This is a genomic window from Metabacillus crassostreae, assembly GCF_016908395.1.
In the GTDB taxonomy this organism is placed as follows: Bacteria; Bacillota; Bacilli; order Bacillales; family Bacillaceae; genus Metabacillus; species Metabacillus crassostreae.
Map to the genome: position 1 here is coordinate 91,256 of NZ_JAFBDU010000006.1, position 17,533 is coordinate 108,788.

General features: G+C 33.1%; 15 protein-coding genes. 11 read left to right on the top strand and 4 right to left on the bottom strand.

What is annotated here, in order from left to right:
• Positions 1-21 precede the first annotated feature (21 nt).
• Positions 22-426, top strand: a complete 405-nt coding sequence (locus JOC75_RS16990; RefSeq protein ID WP_204955184.1) for a YugN-like family protein — start codon at positions 22-24, stop codon at positions 424-426.
• Here JOC75_RS16990 and JOC75_RS16995 read toward each other — a convergent pair.
• Positions 423-1,418 (bottom strand): ion channel, encoded by a 996-nt coding sequence (locus JOC75_RS16995; protein ID WP_204955185.1) that lies wholly within the window; start codon positions 1,416-1,418, stop codon positions 423-425. The genes JOC75_RS16990 and JOC75_RS16995 overlap by 4 nt on opposite strands.
• Positions 1,402-1,668 (bottom strand): atypical membrane-integrating protein (Mistic protein), encoded by a 267-nt coding sequence (locus JOC75_RS17000; RefSeq protein ID WP_204955186.1) that lies wholly within the window; start codon positions 1,666-1,668, stop codon positions 1,402-1,404. Before JOC75_RS17000 ends, JOC75_RS16995 begins: the two co-directional genes overlap by 17 nt.
• Before the next feature lie 176 nt (positions 1,669-1,844).
• On the opposite strand from JOC75_RS17000, the gene JOC75_RS17005 reads away from it, so the two are divergent.
• The 9 genes from JOC75_RS17005 to JOC75_RS24505 all read left to right on the top strand — a co-directional run bounded on the left by JOC75_RS17005 (position 1,845) and on the right by JOC75_RS24505 (position 14,704).
• Positions 1,845-2,528 (top strand): zinc metallopeptidase, encoded by a 684-nt coding sequence (locus JOC75_RS17005; protein ID WP_204955187.1) that lies wholly within the window; start codon positions 1,845-1,847, stop codon positions 2,526-2,528.
• A gap of 214 nt (positions 2,529-2,742) precedes the next feature.
• A complete protein-coding gene (locus tag JOC75_RS17010; RefSeq protein WP_204955188.1) occupies positions 2,743-4,359 on the top strand; it encodes a diguanylate cyclase in 1,617 nt (538 codons plus the stop codon).
• A gap of 2 nt (positions 4,360-4,361) precedes the next feature.
• Positions 4,362-5,411: a HEAT repeat domain-containing protein gene (locus JOC75_RS17015; RefSeq protein WP_204955189.1), complete on the top strand. Its 1,050-nt coding sequence runs from the start codon at positions 4,362-4,364 to the stop codon at positions 5,409-5,411.
• Entirely contained in the window at positions 5,383-6,810 is a 1,428-nt protein-coding gene (locus tag JOC75_RS17020; protein ID WP_204955190.1) for a glycosyltransferase family 2 protein, read from the top strand. The genes JOC75_RS17015 and JOC75_RS17020 overlap by 29 nt, the downstream gene beginning before the upstream one ends.
• Positions 6,803-10,066, top strand: coding sequence for a hypothetical protein (locus JOC75_RS17025; RefSeq protein WP_204955191.1), 3,264 nt, complete (start codon positions 6,803-6,805; stop codon positions 10,064-10,066). Before JOC75_RS17020 ends, JOC75_RS17025 begins: the two co-directional genes overlap by 8 nt.
• Before the next feature lie 84 nt (positions 10,067-10,150).
• Positions 10,151-10,516, top strand: coding sequence for a response regulator transcription factor (locus tag JOC75_RS17030; protein WP_204955192.1), 366 nt, complete (start codon positions 10,151-10,153; stop codon positions 10,514-10,516).
• Positions 10,503-13,382 (top strand): ATP-binding protein, encoded by a 2,880-nt coding sequence (locus JOC75_RS17035; protein ID WP_204955193.1) that lies wholly within the window; start codon positions 10,503-10,505, stop codon positions 13,380-13,382. The genes JOC75_RS17030 and JOC75_RS17035 overlap by 14 nt, the downstream gene beginning before the upstream one ends.
• 590 nt (positions 13,383-13,972) lie before the next feature.
• Positions 13,973-14,371: a secondary thiamine-phosphate synthase enzyme YjbQ gene (locus JOC75_RS17040; RefSeq protein ID WP_204955194.1), complete on the top strand. Its 399-nt coding sequence runs from the start codon at positions 13,973-13,975 to the stop codon at positions 14,369-14,371.
• A gap of 87 nt (positions 14,372-14,458) precedes the next feature.
• On the top strand, positions 14,459-14,704 hold the full coding sequence (locus tag JOC75_RS24505) for a DUF2651 family protein (protein ID WP_204955195.1): 246 nt from the start codon (positions 14,459-14,461) through the stop codon (positions 14,702-14,704).
• A gap of 71 nt (positions 14,705-14,775) precedes the next feature.
• Here the strand turns inward: JOC75_RS24505 and JOC75_RS17050 are convergent, their stop codons facing one another.
• Positions 14,776-15,597: a protein-glutamine gamma-glutamyltransferase gene (locus tag JOC75_RS17050; protein ID WP_204955196.1), complete on the bottom strand. Its 822-nt coding sequence runs from the start codon at positions 15,595-15,597 to the stop codon at positions 14,776-14,778.
• 139 nt (positions 15,598-15,736) lie between these two features.
• Positions 15,737-16,543: an MBL fold metallo-hydrolase gene (locus JOC75_RS17055; protein WP_204955197.1), complete on the bottom strand. Its 807-nt coding sequence runs from the start codon at positions 16,541-16,543 to the stop codon at positions 15,737-15,739.
• Between the two features lie 471 nt (positions 16,544-17,014).
• On the opposite strand from JOC75_RS17055, the gene JOC75_RS17060 reads away from it, so the two are divergent.
• A complete protein-coding gene (locus tag JOC75_RS17060; RefSeq protein WP_204955198.1) occupies positions 17,015-17,383 on the top strand; it encodes a hypothetical protein in 369 nt (122 codons plus the stop codon).
• The last annotated feature ends 150 nt before the right edge of the window (positions 17,384-17,533 follow it).

Consider the following 17,533-nt stretch of genomic DNA (forward strand, 5'->3'; position numbering starts at 1 on the left):
ATAAAAAAGGGGGTATTTTAAGTGATTGAAATTCCGTCAAAAATTGAAAACCAAAGCTTTCAATTATATTTTTTAGAGCAAAAGCTTAAGCCATTAGGCTATGATATTGGTGGAAATTGGGATTATGATCATGGATCATTTGATTATAAGATTGATTCTGAGGTAGGGTACCAATTTTTGAGGGTTCCTTTTGAAGCGGTAGATGGACAGCTTGATTCACATAATACTACAGTTAAAATTGGTAGACCATTTCTATTATCACATAAATATCAAATTGGACTTGATGATCATGTGCACATTGGGAATTTTAGTGCATCCTTTGACCAGTTTCAGGAGCCACAAGATAAGGATGCAACCTTCCCAGAAGAATATATTGATTTAGGGAAGGCGCTTGTAAAGGAGCTTGAAGCTGAATTGATTAATTAATGTGTGAAAACAATCAATGCATCATTATGCTTGATTTGAAAGGAGAGGGGCGGATTAACTTTCGTTTCCTCTCCTCTTTTAATGCCAATTAATATAGATTCATCTTCTAAAAGCTGGTAACTTGCTTCTTTAAACGTTTTACCAATAAATGAATTTGTCACTGGTAGTACTTTGAATATATTTCCACTTGCGGGATTTAGCTCTGAATAAAATTGAGATAAACCATTTTTTGCTAAATAACTACTCATCATAAAATGACTCGTAAGCTTATAAGTTCTAATTACCTCATCTGCACCAGCTCTGTTCGCGTTATTTGATTGCTGTTCTGTTAAAAGCTCAATCACACAGTATAACCCTGGGTTCATGCCTTTTAATGATAAAAGAATGAGGATAGATAGCATATCAGCGTCATGTTCATTCTTATGTTGATCTGCTGTAATAATAGCTGCATCTGCTTTAAGGATATTAGCTTTTTGCAGAGTTTGATCATTTGTAGCGTCACCGCGAATATAAGTAACATTCTCGATCAAGGGTGACTCATTTAGAGAATCATCAATAAGGACAATTTGTTTGTAGGGTTTAACGACCTTAAGAGAATCAATCATTTCACTTGCCTTTTCATTCCACCCAATAATAACCACATGATTAGTTCCTTTGAATGCTACGTTTCCTTCTAAATAATTATGTTGTTTTTTTATAGCTGTAGCAGAAATCGTAGCAAAGTAAGCAGTAACAAAGCTTGCTCCTGCTAAAATCATGATCATGGCAATGCCTCTACCAAGATATGTTTCAGGTACGTAATCTCCAAAGCCAACAGTTGTAACTGTAACTAGAGCCCACCAAATGCCATCAAATGTAGTGGGAAACTCGTTTGGCTCTACTAATGCAATGACCTCTCCAAATGCTAAAATAATTAAAAGTACAAAAAGAGTTATTCGGAAATAGATTGGCCAACGCAACCACTGTGTGATTATTTTATTTGTTTTTGCCACTAGTCTCATCCTTTTTAGTTGGTAAAAATGATAATACTTCTTTTACAATTGTATTAATTTTGGATGTTACTTCTTCCTTCCCGTAAACTTCAATAGCTTTCTCGATGGTTATTATTGTTTCTTCAGAAAAATCAATAATAGCTTTATCTTCTTCAGATTCATTATAAAATCCAATAAAAGAATCTAGACCTTCATTCATTTTATCAATCGCTTCACTTAATAATTTTTTTTCGTCTTCATTTACCTTCAATGTACTCACCACTTTCAAAGGTGAAATATATTCTTGCTTTAGTAGTATGTACAGTTCCTAGATAACCTTGCAAAAAAGCACAAATTGTAATAAGAAAATGTTTTTTATGCTAGAAATCATGATATTGTCCAAACTAAATATAATCAGTAAAACAGTTTTCAGGAGGGAAGCGTCAAATGTTTTTTCATCCATTAGATTTTTTAATTATCATTGCATTTGGATTATCACTATGGGCTCAGTTTAAGGTAAAAGGGAACTTTCAAAAGTTTTCAAAAATAAAGGCGTCATCCGAAATGACAGGTGCAGAAATTGCAAGAAAATTATTAGATCGTAATGGTTTATATAATGTATCAGTGGAAAATGTTAGAGGAGCACTTACAGATCATTATGATCCAATTAAGAAGGCTGTTAGGTTATCTGATTCTGTATATCCTAGTAATTCAATTGCAGCAATTTCTGTTGCAGCTCATGAAGTTGGGCATGCTATTCAGCACAGTGAATCTTATGGTGCCCTTGTCGTTAGGCATAAGATGTTTCCAATCGTGAATTTCACCTCAGGAATTGCGCCGTTTCTTTTAATTGGAGGTTTCCTATTAGGGAGCTTGAATTTATTAGGCTTAGGAATAGTCTTTTTTTCGGCTGTAGTTGTTTTTCAACTGATTACACTTCCTGTTGAATTTAATGCAAGCAACAGAGCACGGTCTTTAATGGTTTCTGAAGGAATGATCGTGAATACGGAGGAAAATGGAGTGAAAAAAGTACTTAATGCAGCAGCGCTTACTTATGTCGCAGCAGCTTTGCTTTCACTTCTTCAGCTACTTAAATTTATAGCGATCTTTTCGCAGGGCAATCGTGAGTAGAAGATATCTTTTAAAAAAATTCTTGTAACATATTAACGACTTGTTATGAAAGTACAAAATAAATTATAATTTACTTTTATGGAAAATAAACACATTTAAAGGATGAAATATGTCGTAATTTGTCTTAAAATATGTTAATAATAGTTATAAAGAAAGAGAACGTTTAGTAGAACAGAGATATTTTATATAAATTTGTTTATGGTAGGAGAAGCCAATGAATAAATATTTGCAAACTTTAGTGAAAAATGTACGAAAACAACTGGAAACTTGGTTAAATGAACATCAAATTATCCAACACAGTGAATTATATCGATTTTTGCATTCAATATCGGGAACAGCATCTACAATTGGTTTTACAGTGGCTGGTGAGACGGCACAAAAATTAATGGATCAATTAAAAGAGTTTGAGGAGAAAGAGTGGACGAAAGAAGAACTACAATCATTTTTATTTCCACTTATCTCGATTTTTTACTATGAAGAATTTTCAAATCTAGATGAAGTTATGGAGAAACAAGCAGAGATTGAAGACCAAAAACTGATCTTACTAATTGATGATGATACAGCATTGCTCATGTATCTTAAGGATCAATTAGAAATGAACGGATGGGTTGTCATTGCGGTGGCTGATTCAGAAAGAGCCATTAACTCTTATTATGATCTAAATCCAGATTGTGTCATCATTGACATTCATATGAAGGACCGAAATGGACTAGATGTATTACTGCAATTAAAGGATCAAATGAACCAGCAATTTATCCCGACTATTATGATTAGTGTAGATAAATCTAAGGAAATGAGAATAAAAAGCTATAAATTAGGTGCTGACGATTATATAGAAAAACCATTAGAAATGGATGAGTTTATTGTACGAATCAATCGACAGCTTGAAAGAAAACAAGCGATCGATGAAGTAATGTTAATCGACGAATTAACTAGAGTATATAATAGGAAATACTTGTCTCAAACTTATGAACGATTAATTAGTCATTTAAAAAGACAATACGAGACTTTTAGTATTGCTATGTTAGATTTAGATCATTTTAAACAAGTTAATGATTTTTATGGACATATTATCGGTGATAAGGTTTTAGCTACATTCGCAGAAATCATCAGGAATGAATTAAGAATTAATGATATTATTATACGCTTTGGTGGCGAAGAATTTATTGTTCTACTTCCTGATACAAAAGCAAAAGAAGCAAAGGTTGTATTGGATCGTGTTCTTAAGGAATTTTCTAACCATTCTTTTACTTCAAATAAAGGAGAAGAATTTTCTTGTACATTTTCAGGTGGCATTCATGAAATCCATCTCGATCAGTTAGATATGAAGAAAAATATTGAAATGGCTGATAGTGCGTTATATGAAGCAAAAGTTGCTGGAAGAGCACAGATGAAAATAGTACCAGTTAATAATGTACACTATCATAAAAAAACTATCCACATCGGTATTATTGATGATGATCCGATAATCCGTACAATGCTGGAAGACTTAATCAATAAAAGTAAATATACCGAAGCATTTACCTTGGATATTCGGTGCTTTAAGGATGGAATGGAGTTTTTTGAATCTAGCTGGCATGAGCAAAATAATGAGCCTTATTTAATCATTTTAGATGGTATGATGCCAAGAATGGACGGATTAGAAGTACTACAAAAACTTAGAGAATCTCGTTTTCAGGAGCGTATTACGGTCATGATGCTTACTTCTCGAAAAAGTGAACAAGACATTTCAAGAGCGTTGCAGCTTGGAGCTGATGATTATATTACTAAGCCTTTCAAATTAATGGAACTTGAAACAAGGCTTGGCCATCTAATAAAAAGGATGAAGTGAGTATGATTGAAGTTGGCATTGTATATTTATTCATTTTTTTCTTAGTGCTATTTTTCATTTTGTTATGTTTGTTTATTTATTTAATGATTGAAAAATATATGAATAATGAATCAAGGAAAAAAATCAATGAATTAAAAGAAACATATCGATTAGATATGTTTCATTTTTTACAAACTGGAAAAGACGATGATCTAAGTCCAGAAGGTAGCCCCGAGAAGTTTATTGCTTTCTTAGAGCTTCTTAGAGAATACGCAAATGTGTTAGATAGTATGGAAATCAAACAGAAAATAAGTAAATATGCTAAGAAACATTTCACAAATCACGTAAAAAAGGAACTGAAAAAAAGGCGTTGGAGTTTAAGGATGAATGCTTTATATATGATAGAGGATTTCCATATGGAGCACCTGAAGGATTCTCTACATGAATTATATGGTAGAAACAACCTTACAATTGCTGAGAAATCTCAAATACTAAGGATATTTGCAAAATTTAATGACAGTAAATTGACAAGTTATATGCAAAAACTGGATCCGAGATTATCGGATTTTTCCATTTTGTCCATTTTATCTATTATGAATGAAGAAACATTTGAAATTTTAGTAGGGGATTTTGTGAATTTAGATAAAAGAACTCAATTTATGGTTGTTGAGACAATTGGAAAAGAACAACTGATACAGTATCATCCATTATTGGCTAAACTTCTAGAAAATAATGAAGAGGAAATGAGGATTAGAGCTCTAAAAGCATATTCAAATATGGGGGCTCCTATCGATAAAACTCAATTAGCAGAGTTTTTTACGTTTGAAAGCTGGCAAGTAAGGATGATGGCAGCGAAAGTTGTGGGTAAACAGAAGTTAACTAGTTATATAGATAAACTAATAGAACTGTTATCTGATCAAGAATATGTTGTACGAGCTGAAGCAGCAAAAGCAATTATCCAATTCAAGGATGGAATTGATATTCTCAAACAAGTGATTGACGAGACAGAAGATGACTTTGCAAGAGACATGGCTCTAGAATGGCATGAGAAGAAAAGAGTTGATTATTATTAACTGGTCTGGAATTTTAGTTTTTGTGAACTGGTTTGTATTCATTTATATGCTAACGATCGTCATTGTTTATGGATTTATGCTATTTATATCATTATTGCAGATTAGAAGAAGATATGAGCTAGATAATGTTGAGCCTTATGAAGAGCTTCTGCAATCAGAATACACAAAGCCAGTATCCATCTTAGTTCCAGCTTACAATGAATCTGTCGGGATTTATGGAACAATTCGTTCACTAATAAGTATCGAATATCCGGAATATGAAATAATCATTATTAATGATGGCTCTAAAGATGATACTCTTGAAAAGCTAATATCGAAATTTAACTTAGTAAAAGTAAATAGAGTTATTCGTAAACAGCTTGATACAAAAGAGATTAAGGGAGTCTATCAATCTAAGATTTATCCAAATCTAATCGTTTTAGATAAAGAAAACGGTGGTAAAGCTGATGCTCTTAATGCTGGAATAAATCTTTCGAAATATCCCTATTTCTGCTCGTTAGACGGGGATTCGATTATTGAACGAAATGCTTTTTTAAAAGTCTTGAAACCGATTATTGAATCAGATGATGAAGTAATTGCTTCTGGAGGTAGTGTCAGAATTGCAAATGGCTGTGATATTCAAAATGGAGATTTAATCAGTGTTGGTTTATCGAATAAACCAATTGTTGTGATGCAGGTTATCGAATATTTACGTGCATTTTTAACAGGACGTATTGGATTAAGTAAGAATAATTTACTCCTAATTGTATCAGGTGCTTTTGGGGTTTTTTCAAAAAAGTGGGTAATTGAAGCAGGAGGATATGCTCATACAGTAGGTGAAGATATGGAGTTAGTTGTTAGACTCCACCGGTTAAATAAAGAAAAAAAGCAAAATAAAAAAATCGTCTATGTACCTGATCCTGTTTGTTGGACAGAAGCACCTGAGGATTTAAAGTTTCTTCGCAGACAAAGGAAAAGATGGCATAAAGGATTATTTGATAGTCTCTGGAAACATAAAAAACTAATGTTTAATCCTAAGTATGGCTCAATTGGATTGTTTTCAATGCCATATTTCTTTTTTATTGAATTTCTTGGACCACTTATTGAGTTGATTGGTTATATTTCACTCGTTGTTTCTATTTTCGCAGGAAAGATTTATTTTGAATATGCAATTATGTTCTTCCTTCTTTCATTAATCTATGGATCGATCTACTCGATGGCTGCAGTGCTACTTGAAGAATGGAGTATGGAAAGATATCCAAAGGTTAAGCATTTTACGATTTTGTTTTTGGTTTCATTAACAGAAACCTTCTGGTATCGCCCATTAACTGTCATTTGGCGAGTAGAAGGGATGGTTGAAATGTTACTAGGAAAAAAAGGCTGGGGAGAAATGGTTAGGAAAGGTGTGTCAAATGACTAAGAAAAAGATTCTGTTGGCAGTTTCTGTTTTAGGGCTGTTCATTTTGTTTACTTCTCCGTTATGGACATGGCAAATAAAAAAGACTGAAAATATGAATGTTTTGATTGTTGATAAAACAGTACCTGATCAAACATTTCGTGAACATAAGGGCTTAATTTGGTTATTAAATACTTTGAAAATAAAAAAAGAAAATAATGAAAAATATGATGTAGTAAAAGATTATGTAGGCTTTGTGCCTTCTGATCAACCTCCTGAATTTCAAGTTAGAGAGTTCCCAGAAAATCTATCAGCATACGATGTTATCTATGTTGCAGATGGGTATGGTGTTTATAAGGATGAATATTTAGGGGAAAACGAAGAAGGAAACCGTTCAGAGCTTTTATATGGTGGCATAAAGCAAGAAGAAGTAAATGCAATAAATACTTCTTTAATTGAAAACAATCAAACATTAATAGCAGAATTTAATACATTTGGTTCTCCTACAGAGCCTGAAGCAAGAGATAGCTTTTATCATTTATTAAATTTAGATTGGTCAGGCTGGATGGGACGAATTTTCACTGATCTTAACAACAAAGAAGTTCCGACATGGGTGAAAGATAATTATGAAAAACAATATGGAGAGAAATATAGTTTTTCAGGTACAGGATTAATCTTTGCAAGTGAAGATGATGAGGTTCTCGTGTTTACAGAAGAAGATTTAATAAGTGAGTTTATTTCATTTCAATATACAGAAAATGGACAAGAGCATTTCGAAATGAACGATCAAATTCAGTATAATTATTGGTTCGATATTGTCGAAGCAAGAGATCAAGAGGAAGTGCAAGCAACTTTCGAACTCTCTTTGTCTGAAAGCGCAGAAAAAAAGCTGTCTACCTATAATATACCTTTAAAGTTTCCTGCTGTTATTCATCATCAAGATCATTTATATGATACGTATTACTTTGCAGGAGACTTTGTTGATCATGATAAAATTCCGAGTATTCATCAAATCTCGGGTTTAACATGGTGGCAAAAAATGTTTTCTTTTAATCAAAAGGGAAGAACAGATACATTCTTTTGGAAAGCGTATGTACCAATGATGGAGAAAATATTAACAGACAAACAAAACAGTACTTCAAAGACAGAGTTAACTCATGTAGAGCCTGAGATTTTGACCAGAGAAGGAATGAAATTAATAGGATCAACAAATGACAAGTATCTTCAGATATATAAAGATGGAGCTTGGGAGGATATACTCATTAAAGGTGTCAATATGGGGATTGCAAAACCAGGAACATTCCCTGGTGAGACAGGTATTACAAAGGAAGAATATGCACGATGGTTTGAACAAATTAGTGAGATGAATGCAAATGGATTGAGGGTTTATACGATACATCCTCCAGCATTCTATCAAGCACTTTATGAGCATAATCTAAATCGTGAGGATCCTCTTTATTTATTTCATGGTGTGTGGGTAAATGAAGATGTATTCTTTAATGAAAAATTAGGGTCTACAGCATTTGATCCTGCAATAACAAATGATTTTAAAGAAGAAATCCAACGTACTATTGACATTATCCATGGAAATGCAGATATTCCCGAGAGACAAGGTCATGCTAGTGGAAAATACCAGCATGATCTATCACCTTATTTATTAGGATGGATTATTGGGGTAGAGTGGGATCCTAATACTGTCTTACGAACAAATGATAAGCATTCAGATATAAAAAGCTATGATGGTCATTACTTTATGGCTGAAAATGTATCTCCATTTGAAGCCTGGCTAGCAGAGATGATGGATTTCACGGCGAAATATGAAGCAGATCAGTATAAGTGGCAACATCCAATGAGTTTCACTAACTGGGTAACAACGGATTTGCTTGAACACCCTTCAGAGCCGAGTGAAGAAGAAGATATGGTATCGATAGATCCAAATAAGATAAAAGCAAAAGATACGTTCTATGCTGGAACTTTTGCATCTTATCATATTTATCCTTATTACCCAGATTTTTTAAATTATGAAGAAAAATATATAAATTATGAAGATCATAGAGGACAAAAAAATAACTATGCCGGCTATTTGAATGATATGGAAAATAGTCATAATATGCCTTTATTAGTAGCTGAGTTTGGTATCCCTGCCTCAAGAGGACTGACACATGAGAATGTACATGGACTAGATCAAGGTCATAACTCTGAAAAAGAGCAAGCTGAGTATATTGTGAGACTATATGAAGATATTGTGGAAGAAAACTTGGCAGGTGGTATGGTTTTCTCTTGGCAAGACGAATGGTTTAAACGAACATGGAATACGATGGATTATGATAATCCTGATAAAAGACCTTTTTGGGATAATATTCAAACAAATGAGCAGCATTTTGGTTTGCTTAGTTTTGATCCAGACAAAAAAGAGACTCAGCTACAAATAGATGGAGAAGATTCAGATTGGAAGGCAAGAAAATCTGAACCTAGCTATAAAGCGGAAAATAATCCGATAGAAAATGTCTACCTATCAAGTGATAGTAGAGGGTTATTTGTGCGAATCGATTATAATGAAAAGCTTTGGAACAAAGATGATTACAACACCTATCTATTACTCAATACAATAGGAAATCAAGGACAAACGACCATTCCAGAAGTTGATGGGTTCGAGGAAGAAGGAATTGATTTTCTTGTTGAGTTAAAGGGTGAAGATGAATCACGAGTGGTAATAGATAGCTACTATGACACGTATTATTATCACTATGGTCATATTTTGGAAATGATTGAGAAAAAACCATATGCTAATCAAAAAAATAATGGTATATATCATCGAATTCACTTAACTTTAAACAAAGAGCTGACGATAAATAAAGAAGAAGGACAAGTTACAATCCCTTTCTCTTCCTATGAAACAGGAAAGTTACAATATGGAATCGGCAACCCAGAAAAAGAAAATTCTAATACTCTTTCTGATTTTTATATTAAGGATGGAACATTAGAGCTTCGATTACCTTGGCTATTATTAAATGTTAAAGATCCTAGCCAAAATGAAATTATGGGTGATATTTGGTCAGAAAAAGGGCTGGATAGCAAACAGATCATTGATTTATTGAATGTAAAGGTAGTTTTAACAAACAAGCAACAAGAAGTTTTACAAACAGCACCTGAAACAAAAGGCGAATGGTTAAATTATAAATTGGAGAAATGGGATTTACCAGTTTCTCACGAGAGACTAAAGAAGTCTTATTATGAATTACAAAAAGCCTATGAAGGTGAAAAAGTAGATAGTGAATGACAATAATAATAGCGCTCAGACTAATGATGATGAAATAAAAGTCTGAGTGTTTTTTCAAAAGCACAGTAGGAAAGGAGTTTGAAAATGCCCAAAATATTACTTGCAGAAGATGAAGAAGTGCTTCGTATGCTTGTCGTTGATACTCTGGAAGATGAGGGATATTCAATAGATGAAGCTGCTGATGGGGAAGAGGCATATAACTTAATTAAACAGAACTCATACGATTTAATACTATTAGATTATATGATGCCGGTATACACTGGGCTTGAGCTTATTGAAATGATTCGTGAAGATCAAAATTCAACAAAAATTATGATGTTAAGTGCAAAAAGCCAATCGTCAGATCAACAGAAAGTATTAGATGCTGGAGCGAATTATTTCATGTCAAAACCATTTAGTCCGATTCAGCTAGTAGAAAGAATTGAGGAGATTTTAGGTGAATCTGAATAAATATCTCAAAACTAGTTTAGCAAAGCAATTTAGTTTATTAACAGCAATGATCATTATTGCATTTAGCTGTTTAATTCTATCACTACTGATTTTTCAAAATAAGTTAACTCTTGACTTTCATGATAAAAATGAACAGCTAGAAACGAAGCTGAATTTAGCTTCAGATCTGGATTATGCCTTTAATTTAGCTGTATCAGAAATGAGAGCACATTTTGCATATGAAGCCGATTCATATTATGAAAATGTAAAAAAACAAGAGGAAAAAATTGAAGATAAGATGGTTCTTTTACAAAAATACTCAGAGAATGAAGAGGATATCTTATTTTTACAAGAAGTTCAACGTTTTCATAGCTACTATTTTGAAGATGTAATGCCTAGGACTAAAGCACTTTTTGATGAGGGGAAAAAGGATGAAGTTAGAGCTATAGCAACAGAGAATGCTTCTGATCGAATTAGAGCCTATCAATCAAGTTTAAAGCAATATACCGAAAGCCTTCAACAAGCAGTAGAAGATAATTACTTACAGTTGGAAAAAAATATCCTCTACAGTCAAGTTGCCTTTGCAGCTACGCTTTTCCTGTTAATAATCGCGATGGTTATTTTCACAAGAATGATGTTAGTGAGGATTGGGAAACCATTAAGAACCCTTACACAAGCAGCAGGGCAAATTGCTGATGGAGAAACTGTCATTTTTACGGATAAAATCAACCGACAGGATGAATTAGGTCTTTTATCGATTGCATTTGAAAAAATGACGAAAAGTATTCAAGATAAGGAACAGGACTTAAGTGCACAAAATGAGGAGCTACTTGCTCAACAGGATGAACTTCAAGCCCAGCAATCAGAGCTTGAAGAAGCACTGGAAATGACACAAAAGCGTGAACTTGATTTAAAGCTTCGTAATGATTTAGTAGAAGGGTTATCAAATTCATTAGATAAACAAGCTGTATTAATGAGTATTGTTAAAACGATGTGTGATGTGATTAATGCTGACAAAGGAATTGTTGTCTTGCTTGATAAAGGGCATGATCATGCATATTTCGGTATTTCTAAGCAAGAGTCACAACAGTTTATCCAAAACCTAAAATCTGGATTAATTACAAAAGTTATATTGACAAAAAAACCTTACACAATAAAAAGAGACAGCAATGTAGATGAACTTGCTTATCATACTACTAAGTCTTATTGTTTTGATATGTATATACCTGTTCTATCTTCATCTGGAAGTGTTGAAGCTATTATGATGTATTCACGTTTTTCAGATCCGTTTGATGAAATAGAGCTAGATGAATACGAAGCTCTAAGTAAGCAGGTGGCCATTTCTTTAGAAAAGATCAAAATCTTTGAACAATCAGAAGAAGAGAGATTATTAGTTCAAGATATATTTGATAATATAAAAGAGGGCATTCAGCTTGTTGATACAAAGGGATCTGTTATTCAAATTAATAAAAAGCTGTCTGATATGATTCAATCTGATTCAGACTCAATCATACAAAGCTCTTATGAAGAATGGTTTAAAACATTATCTGCTACAGTTGAGAATAAACATGATCTTAAGAAGTTTTTTGATCGTGTTCTAGTTGATGGTAAATTTGATGATCCGTCATTTGTTTATCATAAACAAAGTCCAACTAAAAGGGTTGTACAGGTGTATTGTGAGCCTTTAACTAGAAAAGGTGATACATTTGGCACAGTTATCGTTCACAGAGATATAACGAAGGAATATGAAGTAGATTTAATGAAATCTGAGTTTGTTAGCACAGTTAGTCATGAATTAAGAACTCCACTAGCAAGTGTGCTTGGATTTACAGAGTTAATGCTTAACAAAGAACTAAAGCCAGAAAGACAAAAGAAATATTTGACTACCATCTATCAAGAAGCTAAGAGATTAACAGCACTTATTAATGATTTCTTAGATGTTCAACGAATGGAAGCTGGCAAACAGACTTATGATAAACGTTATGATGATATTTTACCGCTTCTTACATCAATTATTGAGACAAACCAAATAAACAGCCCTAGTCATACAATACATGTTGACTCAAGAACCAGTAATACAATGGTTTTAGGTGATAAAGATAAGATCGGGCAAGTGTTTAATAACTTAATAAATAATGCGATTAAGTATTCGCCTGATGGTGGAAATGTTTATGTGGACATATTTGAGGAAGGTCCTAATCTGAAAATAGCCATTAAGGATGAAGGCCTTGGAATTCCTGCTGATGCTATTGAAAAGCTATTCACAAAATTTTACAGAGTGGATAACACAGATCGCCGAAGAATTGGTGGTACCGGCTTAGGTTTAGCTATTGTGAAAGAAATTATGAAAGCACATGATGGAGAGATTTCTGTCCAATCAGAGCCGAAGGAAGGTAGTACATTTACTGTAAGTTTTCCAATTGTAATTGGTACACATAATCCATCTGAGAATTCAAATCAAGAGAATGATGATACGAAAGTAAATGTGATTATTGTTGAGGATGATAGTAGCCTTGCTCAGCTTTTACAAACAGAATTAGAAGAAAGTAACTTTCATGTAAAGGTTTTTAACAACGGAGAAACTGCATTAAATGCAATAAAAAGTGATAAGCCAGATGCAATTGTTCTAGATATTATGCTCGAGGAAAAAGGAATAAATGGTTGGGATATTATTAAAGAATTAAAAGAAATCGAAACTTTACAATCTATACCAATCTTTATATCTTCGGCATTAGATGAAAAAGAAAAAGGGCTTGCGCTAGGTGCTAATGAATATTTAGTAAAACCATATCAGCCGAGTAAGTTATCTAAGCTGATTCTCCAAACATTGCTTAAAAAGGATTGGAGCGGACAAATTCTTGTTCCGAGTGAAAGTTATGATGATTAATTGTAATTAGGTTAGCAAAATAATGATTTCACTTAGATGTGCAAACAATTAAAGTGTACTTACACCTTATGAATTCACAATTATCATTTATAACCACATAAAAAACGGTGTTGATTTTGAAAATATCAACATCGTTTTTTATTAAGGCTGTTCGCAAATTTTGTTGCTTTTAATATTCGAAGAAAACAGCAAGTATTAAGTCTAATGCATCTTTTCATCATAAGATGGTAGTTTTATAAGCGAAAATACACTGTTTCTACTTCTATTTTGATTACATAGCAACAATCTTCCAGTGTGAGATTCCACAGGCGCTGTGCGCCGAGGAAGCTAACCGCCCGCCCGCGGAAAGCGAGCATCCTGGAGCGAAAGTCAACCAACACAAAACTCGTTATAAAGCTGCCAAGCTATAGAACCTAAGAAGATTGATATTTATTATTAAGCCGTATTTGAAATAACACTTTAGACAGAGTATACAATACTGACCTTTACTTTATCATTTTTAAATGATTTAAAATCATTTTGTTATGTTTACAAGGTGACTGATAACGGTAATATATAAGGTATAAGTAATCGGAGAGGTGGTTGGTTAAATGATAAAAAAGCATTCTATAAACACGAATATGCGAGATGAAATGATTGATATAACACATCATGTACAAGAGTTTGTTACAAAAGAAAATGTTCAGGAAGGTGCGGTAATTGTTTATTGTCCACATACAACTGCTGGGATAACCATTAATGAAAATGCAGATCCTGATGTTAAAAGTGATATGCTAAGAAGATTTGATGAAATCTATCCATGGAATGTTGTGAAAGATATGCATGCTGAAGGTAACACTGCTTCACATATGAAGGCAAGTACGGTAGGTGCTTCACAAACAGTCATTGTTTCAAATGGCAAACTTTTGTTAGGGGTTTGGCAAGGAATTTATTTCTGTGAATTTGATGGACCCCGAGTGAGAGATTTTTATCTTAAATCTTTAAACTAATGATTTTGAATTATTCTTACTTTTGATTTACTTTGTTTATGGTAAAATGAGTAAAAATAATTAGAACCAGTTCCTTTGAGGTGATGTATGGAATTTTTACTTATTCTTATCATATTTCCGGCTTTGATTTTGCTGCTTTCAATTTTTGGATATATGTTTACAAAAAAAAGTTATGTAACACCAGCTATCATTTTTGTCGTATTTTCTTTTTTAATGCTAATCTTTTTCAATGAGACGTTTTTTATATGGGTTATCGCCTATACTGTATTGTCGATCATTATGACATGTATCATTATTTTATTTCAAAAACTATATGCTAGAAAAAAACATTAAAAGAAACGAAAACACAGCTATGAAATAACTAGCTGTGTTTCTCGTACTTAGTTTAAGTTGTAAGAATCGTGTCACAGTGTTAAGCAGTTACATCCTATTTTTCCAACTATAGAATTTGTGGTGATGAAATTTAGCTCGTTATTTCGTGAATAATCACGAGAAAATTGATATAGGTATTTGTCATCAATTCGTGTTACTTGAGATAATAAATGAGCAGATTCAGTTGCGTAAGAAGCTCTTCTTTTATTTAAAGCCTCTATTATTCCTTCTGCGGTTTTAATACCGATGCCATGACCAAAAAATAAATCATTTCCTAAATCGATTGCGTTTTCTCCTTGCCAATGAGGAGTATCCGGATTAAATTGTGGATTATCAAAATATAAGCAATCACCAGGTAAGTAATCATTACCTCGATTAGTATAGATAGGTAAATCCTCATCTGATTGCCAGTCTCGTAAATACAAACCTTGATATAATCGATCAAATTGTTCTTTTTCGATTGAATGCAATACAGCTGAATAAAAGATAATAACCATAGCTGTAGCACATTCAAATCCATATAATCTACCATTTTCATAAATATCATTAATGGCCATTGACGGGCTTACCCCTGACTTAAGTTTAAAGCCGCCTTGAGGAGTTAAGTGCCAAAAATCCCCATTGCAATGAGCTCTTGCAAATGTCGTGAATTTTGCTTTACTTGCATAAAGGTTTCTTGCTGATTTTATTATGGCTAAACGAAGCTGCAAAACAAATTGGAAATGTTCATTATTTAAAAACGAGTATTTGTTGTTATACCTACTCATTTTTGCTATCATTTCATTTTGTTCTGAGGAAAGGGAAGATGATGTTAATTGATTTTCATTCTGAAGTTGATTTCCAATGATGATCATATTTACCCTCCAAAATATTAGTCATTATACAGTGTATGGCTAATATTGAAGAAGTAGAAACATGAATTTAAAAGAACTTACTTTCAAAAATTTAAAAGGGGTCAGAATAAGTAACTGGTGTCTGACCCCTAGACATTTATTACTTACGATTTTGAGGAATTTCTTTTTCATCAAAAGTTTCAGTGAGATTTTTAAGATCTGTTAACAGTTCATCATCTGCCATAGGAAGTCCATGTCCACATACAGCAATAGTTGGATTCAATGCTGCAAGTTTTTTGACTGAAGCTGAAGCTGCATGCCAATCTGTCGTGAAATAAGCAGGGGGACCATGCATTTCCTGTTTTTGCGTTAGTACATCATATAAGGATTCCTGTTCAACAGTTGTAAAAGCATCACCAACTACAAGTGCAGAATCACTGTCTCTAAACAGTGAGATATGCCCTGGTGTGTGACCAGGAGTATGAATAAATCTCCAGTCAGGTAAAGTTGGGACGATCCCATCTTCTTTAAGTAATTTCAGATGAGAGCTAATATCTATACTATGCCTTGGAAACATAGGAGACATTTTTGCTACTAAGCCTTCCACTTCAGGATTTGGAGGTGGATAATCAGATTTACCTGTTAAAAATGGTGCTTCTAATGGGTGAGCATATACTGGCACATTCCACTGTTCTAATAAATCATGAATGGCTCCAATATGATCAAAATGTCCATGTGTTAGAACAATACTAGTTGCTTTACAATCATCTCCGAATCTTTTTCTTGCCTCTTTAATAATTATGTCTGCTGATCCTGGCATTCCAGCATCAATTAAGACAAATTCATTTGTTTCCTTCGGATTACCGATAAAACAAATATTTACAATTTGTACAGACAAACAAAATACATCAGGAAGAACTTCAATTCCCATTCCACTCGTTATTGATGTCATAGGCATTTTTTCCATAATCAACCTCCAATTTATCGAATTACCTTGATAGTATCTCTTATTTACAACAGGAGTATGATGAGGTTTTTGGTTTAAATAGTACCCGAAAGGTTTTAACAATAATTTAGATATTTTATAATAGTGATGTATTAGAAATTCTAGCATTATGCGTGGGGAGAGTTATTACATGTACATCGTCCATTCAACCTTCCATGTACCCTTGGAAAAAGTAGAAGAAGTTATAACCATATATCAAACTAGATCAAAGCTAGTAGATCAGTATGAGGGCTTTCAATCATTTCACTATTGCAAAATGAAGTGAAAAAAAGGAGAACTAACTGTTCAAATCATTTGGAATACTAAAAAAGACTATTTAAATTGGGTGACAAGTGATGCATACAAAAAGGTTCATGAGTTAGAAAAGAATTACCCTGATCAGGAACTTGCTGCAATAAAGCCGATTGTGCAACGTTTTGAAGTGGTTGCAGAATGAAACAGGTGGATGTTGTAAAAGTAATTGAAGAGGTAGTGGAAGGTATATATAAAGCCTATCCTATGCTTGAGGAAAAGTACGGAAAGCTTGGAAGAGAAAAATGTGTAGTGGATAATTATCATCATTTTAAACATTTAGATACATCTTATACATTAAAAGAAACAAAGATCTTCACAGACTATGCGATTTGGCTAAATAATATTTTAACATCCCGTGGAATGAAGGAAGAACATCTTATTGATAACTTTGAGCGAATCCATGCATCTTTACAAAATTTTGATGATAAAGAAGCTAGCAGCTATAGAGAATATCTAGCTTCGGCAATAAGTGAATTACATAATGAAAAGATAAGAAAGGTAAATTAATGACAAGGATTTATGCGGAAGAGATAAACAATCTAAATAACCGATTGTTTATCTTTGAAAACAGAAGCTGCTACTATTGAATAAGTAGTTCCGATCAAATGGTGAAATCCTAAAATAACCAAAAAATAGTCTATGATTAGCTCTGTAAAT

Coding starts and splice junctions, on each gene's coding strand:
- JOC75_RS17040 (WP_204955194.1), top strand. CDS start 13,973: ATGATAAAAAAGCATTCTATAAACACGAATATGCGAGATGAAATGATT.
- JOC75_RS17055 (WP_204955197.1), bottom strand. CDS start 16,543: ATGGAAAAAATGCCTATGACATCAATAACGAGTGGAATGGGAATTGAA.
- JOC75_RS17025 (WP_204955191.1), top strand. CDS start 6,803: ATGACTAAGAAAAAGATTCTGTTGGCAGTTTCTGTTTTAGGGCTGTTC.
- JOC75_RS17015 (WP_204955189.1), top strand. CDS start 4,362: ATGATTGAAGTTGGCATTGTATATTTATTCATTTTTTTCTTAGTGCTA.
- JOC75_RS24505 (WP_204955195.1), top strand. CDS start 14,459: ATGGAATTTTTACTTATTCTTATCATATTTCCGGCTTTGATTTTGCTG.
- JOC75_RS17010 (WP_204955188.1), top strand. CDS start 2,743: ATGAATAAATATTTGCAAACTTTAGTGAAAAATGTACGAAAACAACTG.
- JOC75_RS17060 (WP_204955198.1), top strand. CDS start 17,015: ATGAAACAGGTGGATGTTGTAAAAGTAATTGAAGAGGTAGTGGAAGGT.
- JOC75_RS17005 (WP_204955187.1), top strand. CDS start 1,845: ATGTTTTTTCATCCATTAGATTTTTTAATTATCATTGCATTTGGATTA.
- JOC75_RS17020 (WP_204955190.1), top strand. CDS start 5,383: ATGAGAAGAAAAGAGTTGATTATTATTAACTGGTCTGGAATTTTAGTT.
- JOC75_RS17050 (WP_204955196.1), bottom strand. CDS start 15,597: ATGATCATCATTGGAAATCAACTTCAGAATGAAAATCAATTAACATCA.
- JOC75_RS17030 (WP_204955192.1), top strand. CDS start 10,151: ATGCCCAAAATATTACTTGCAGAAGATGAAGAAGTGCTTCGTATGCTT.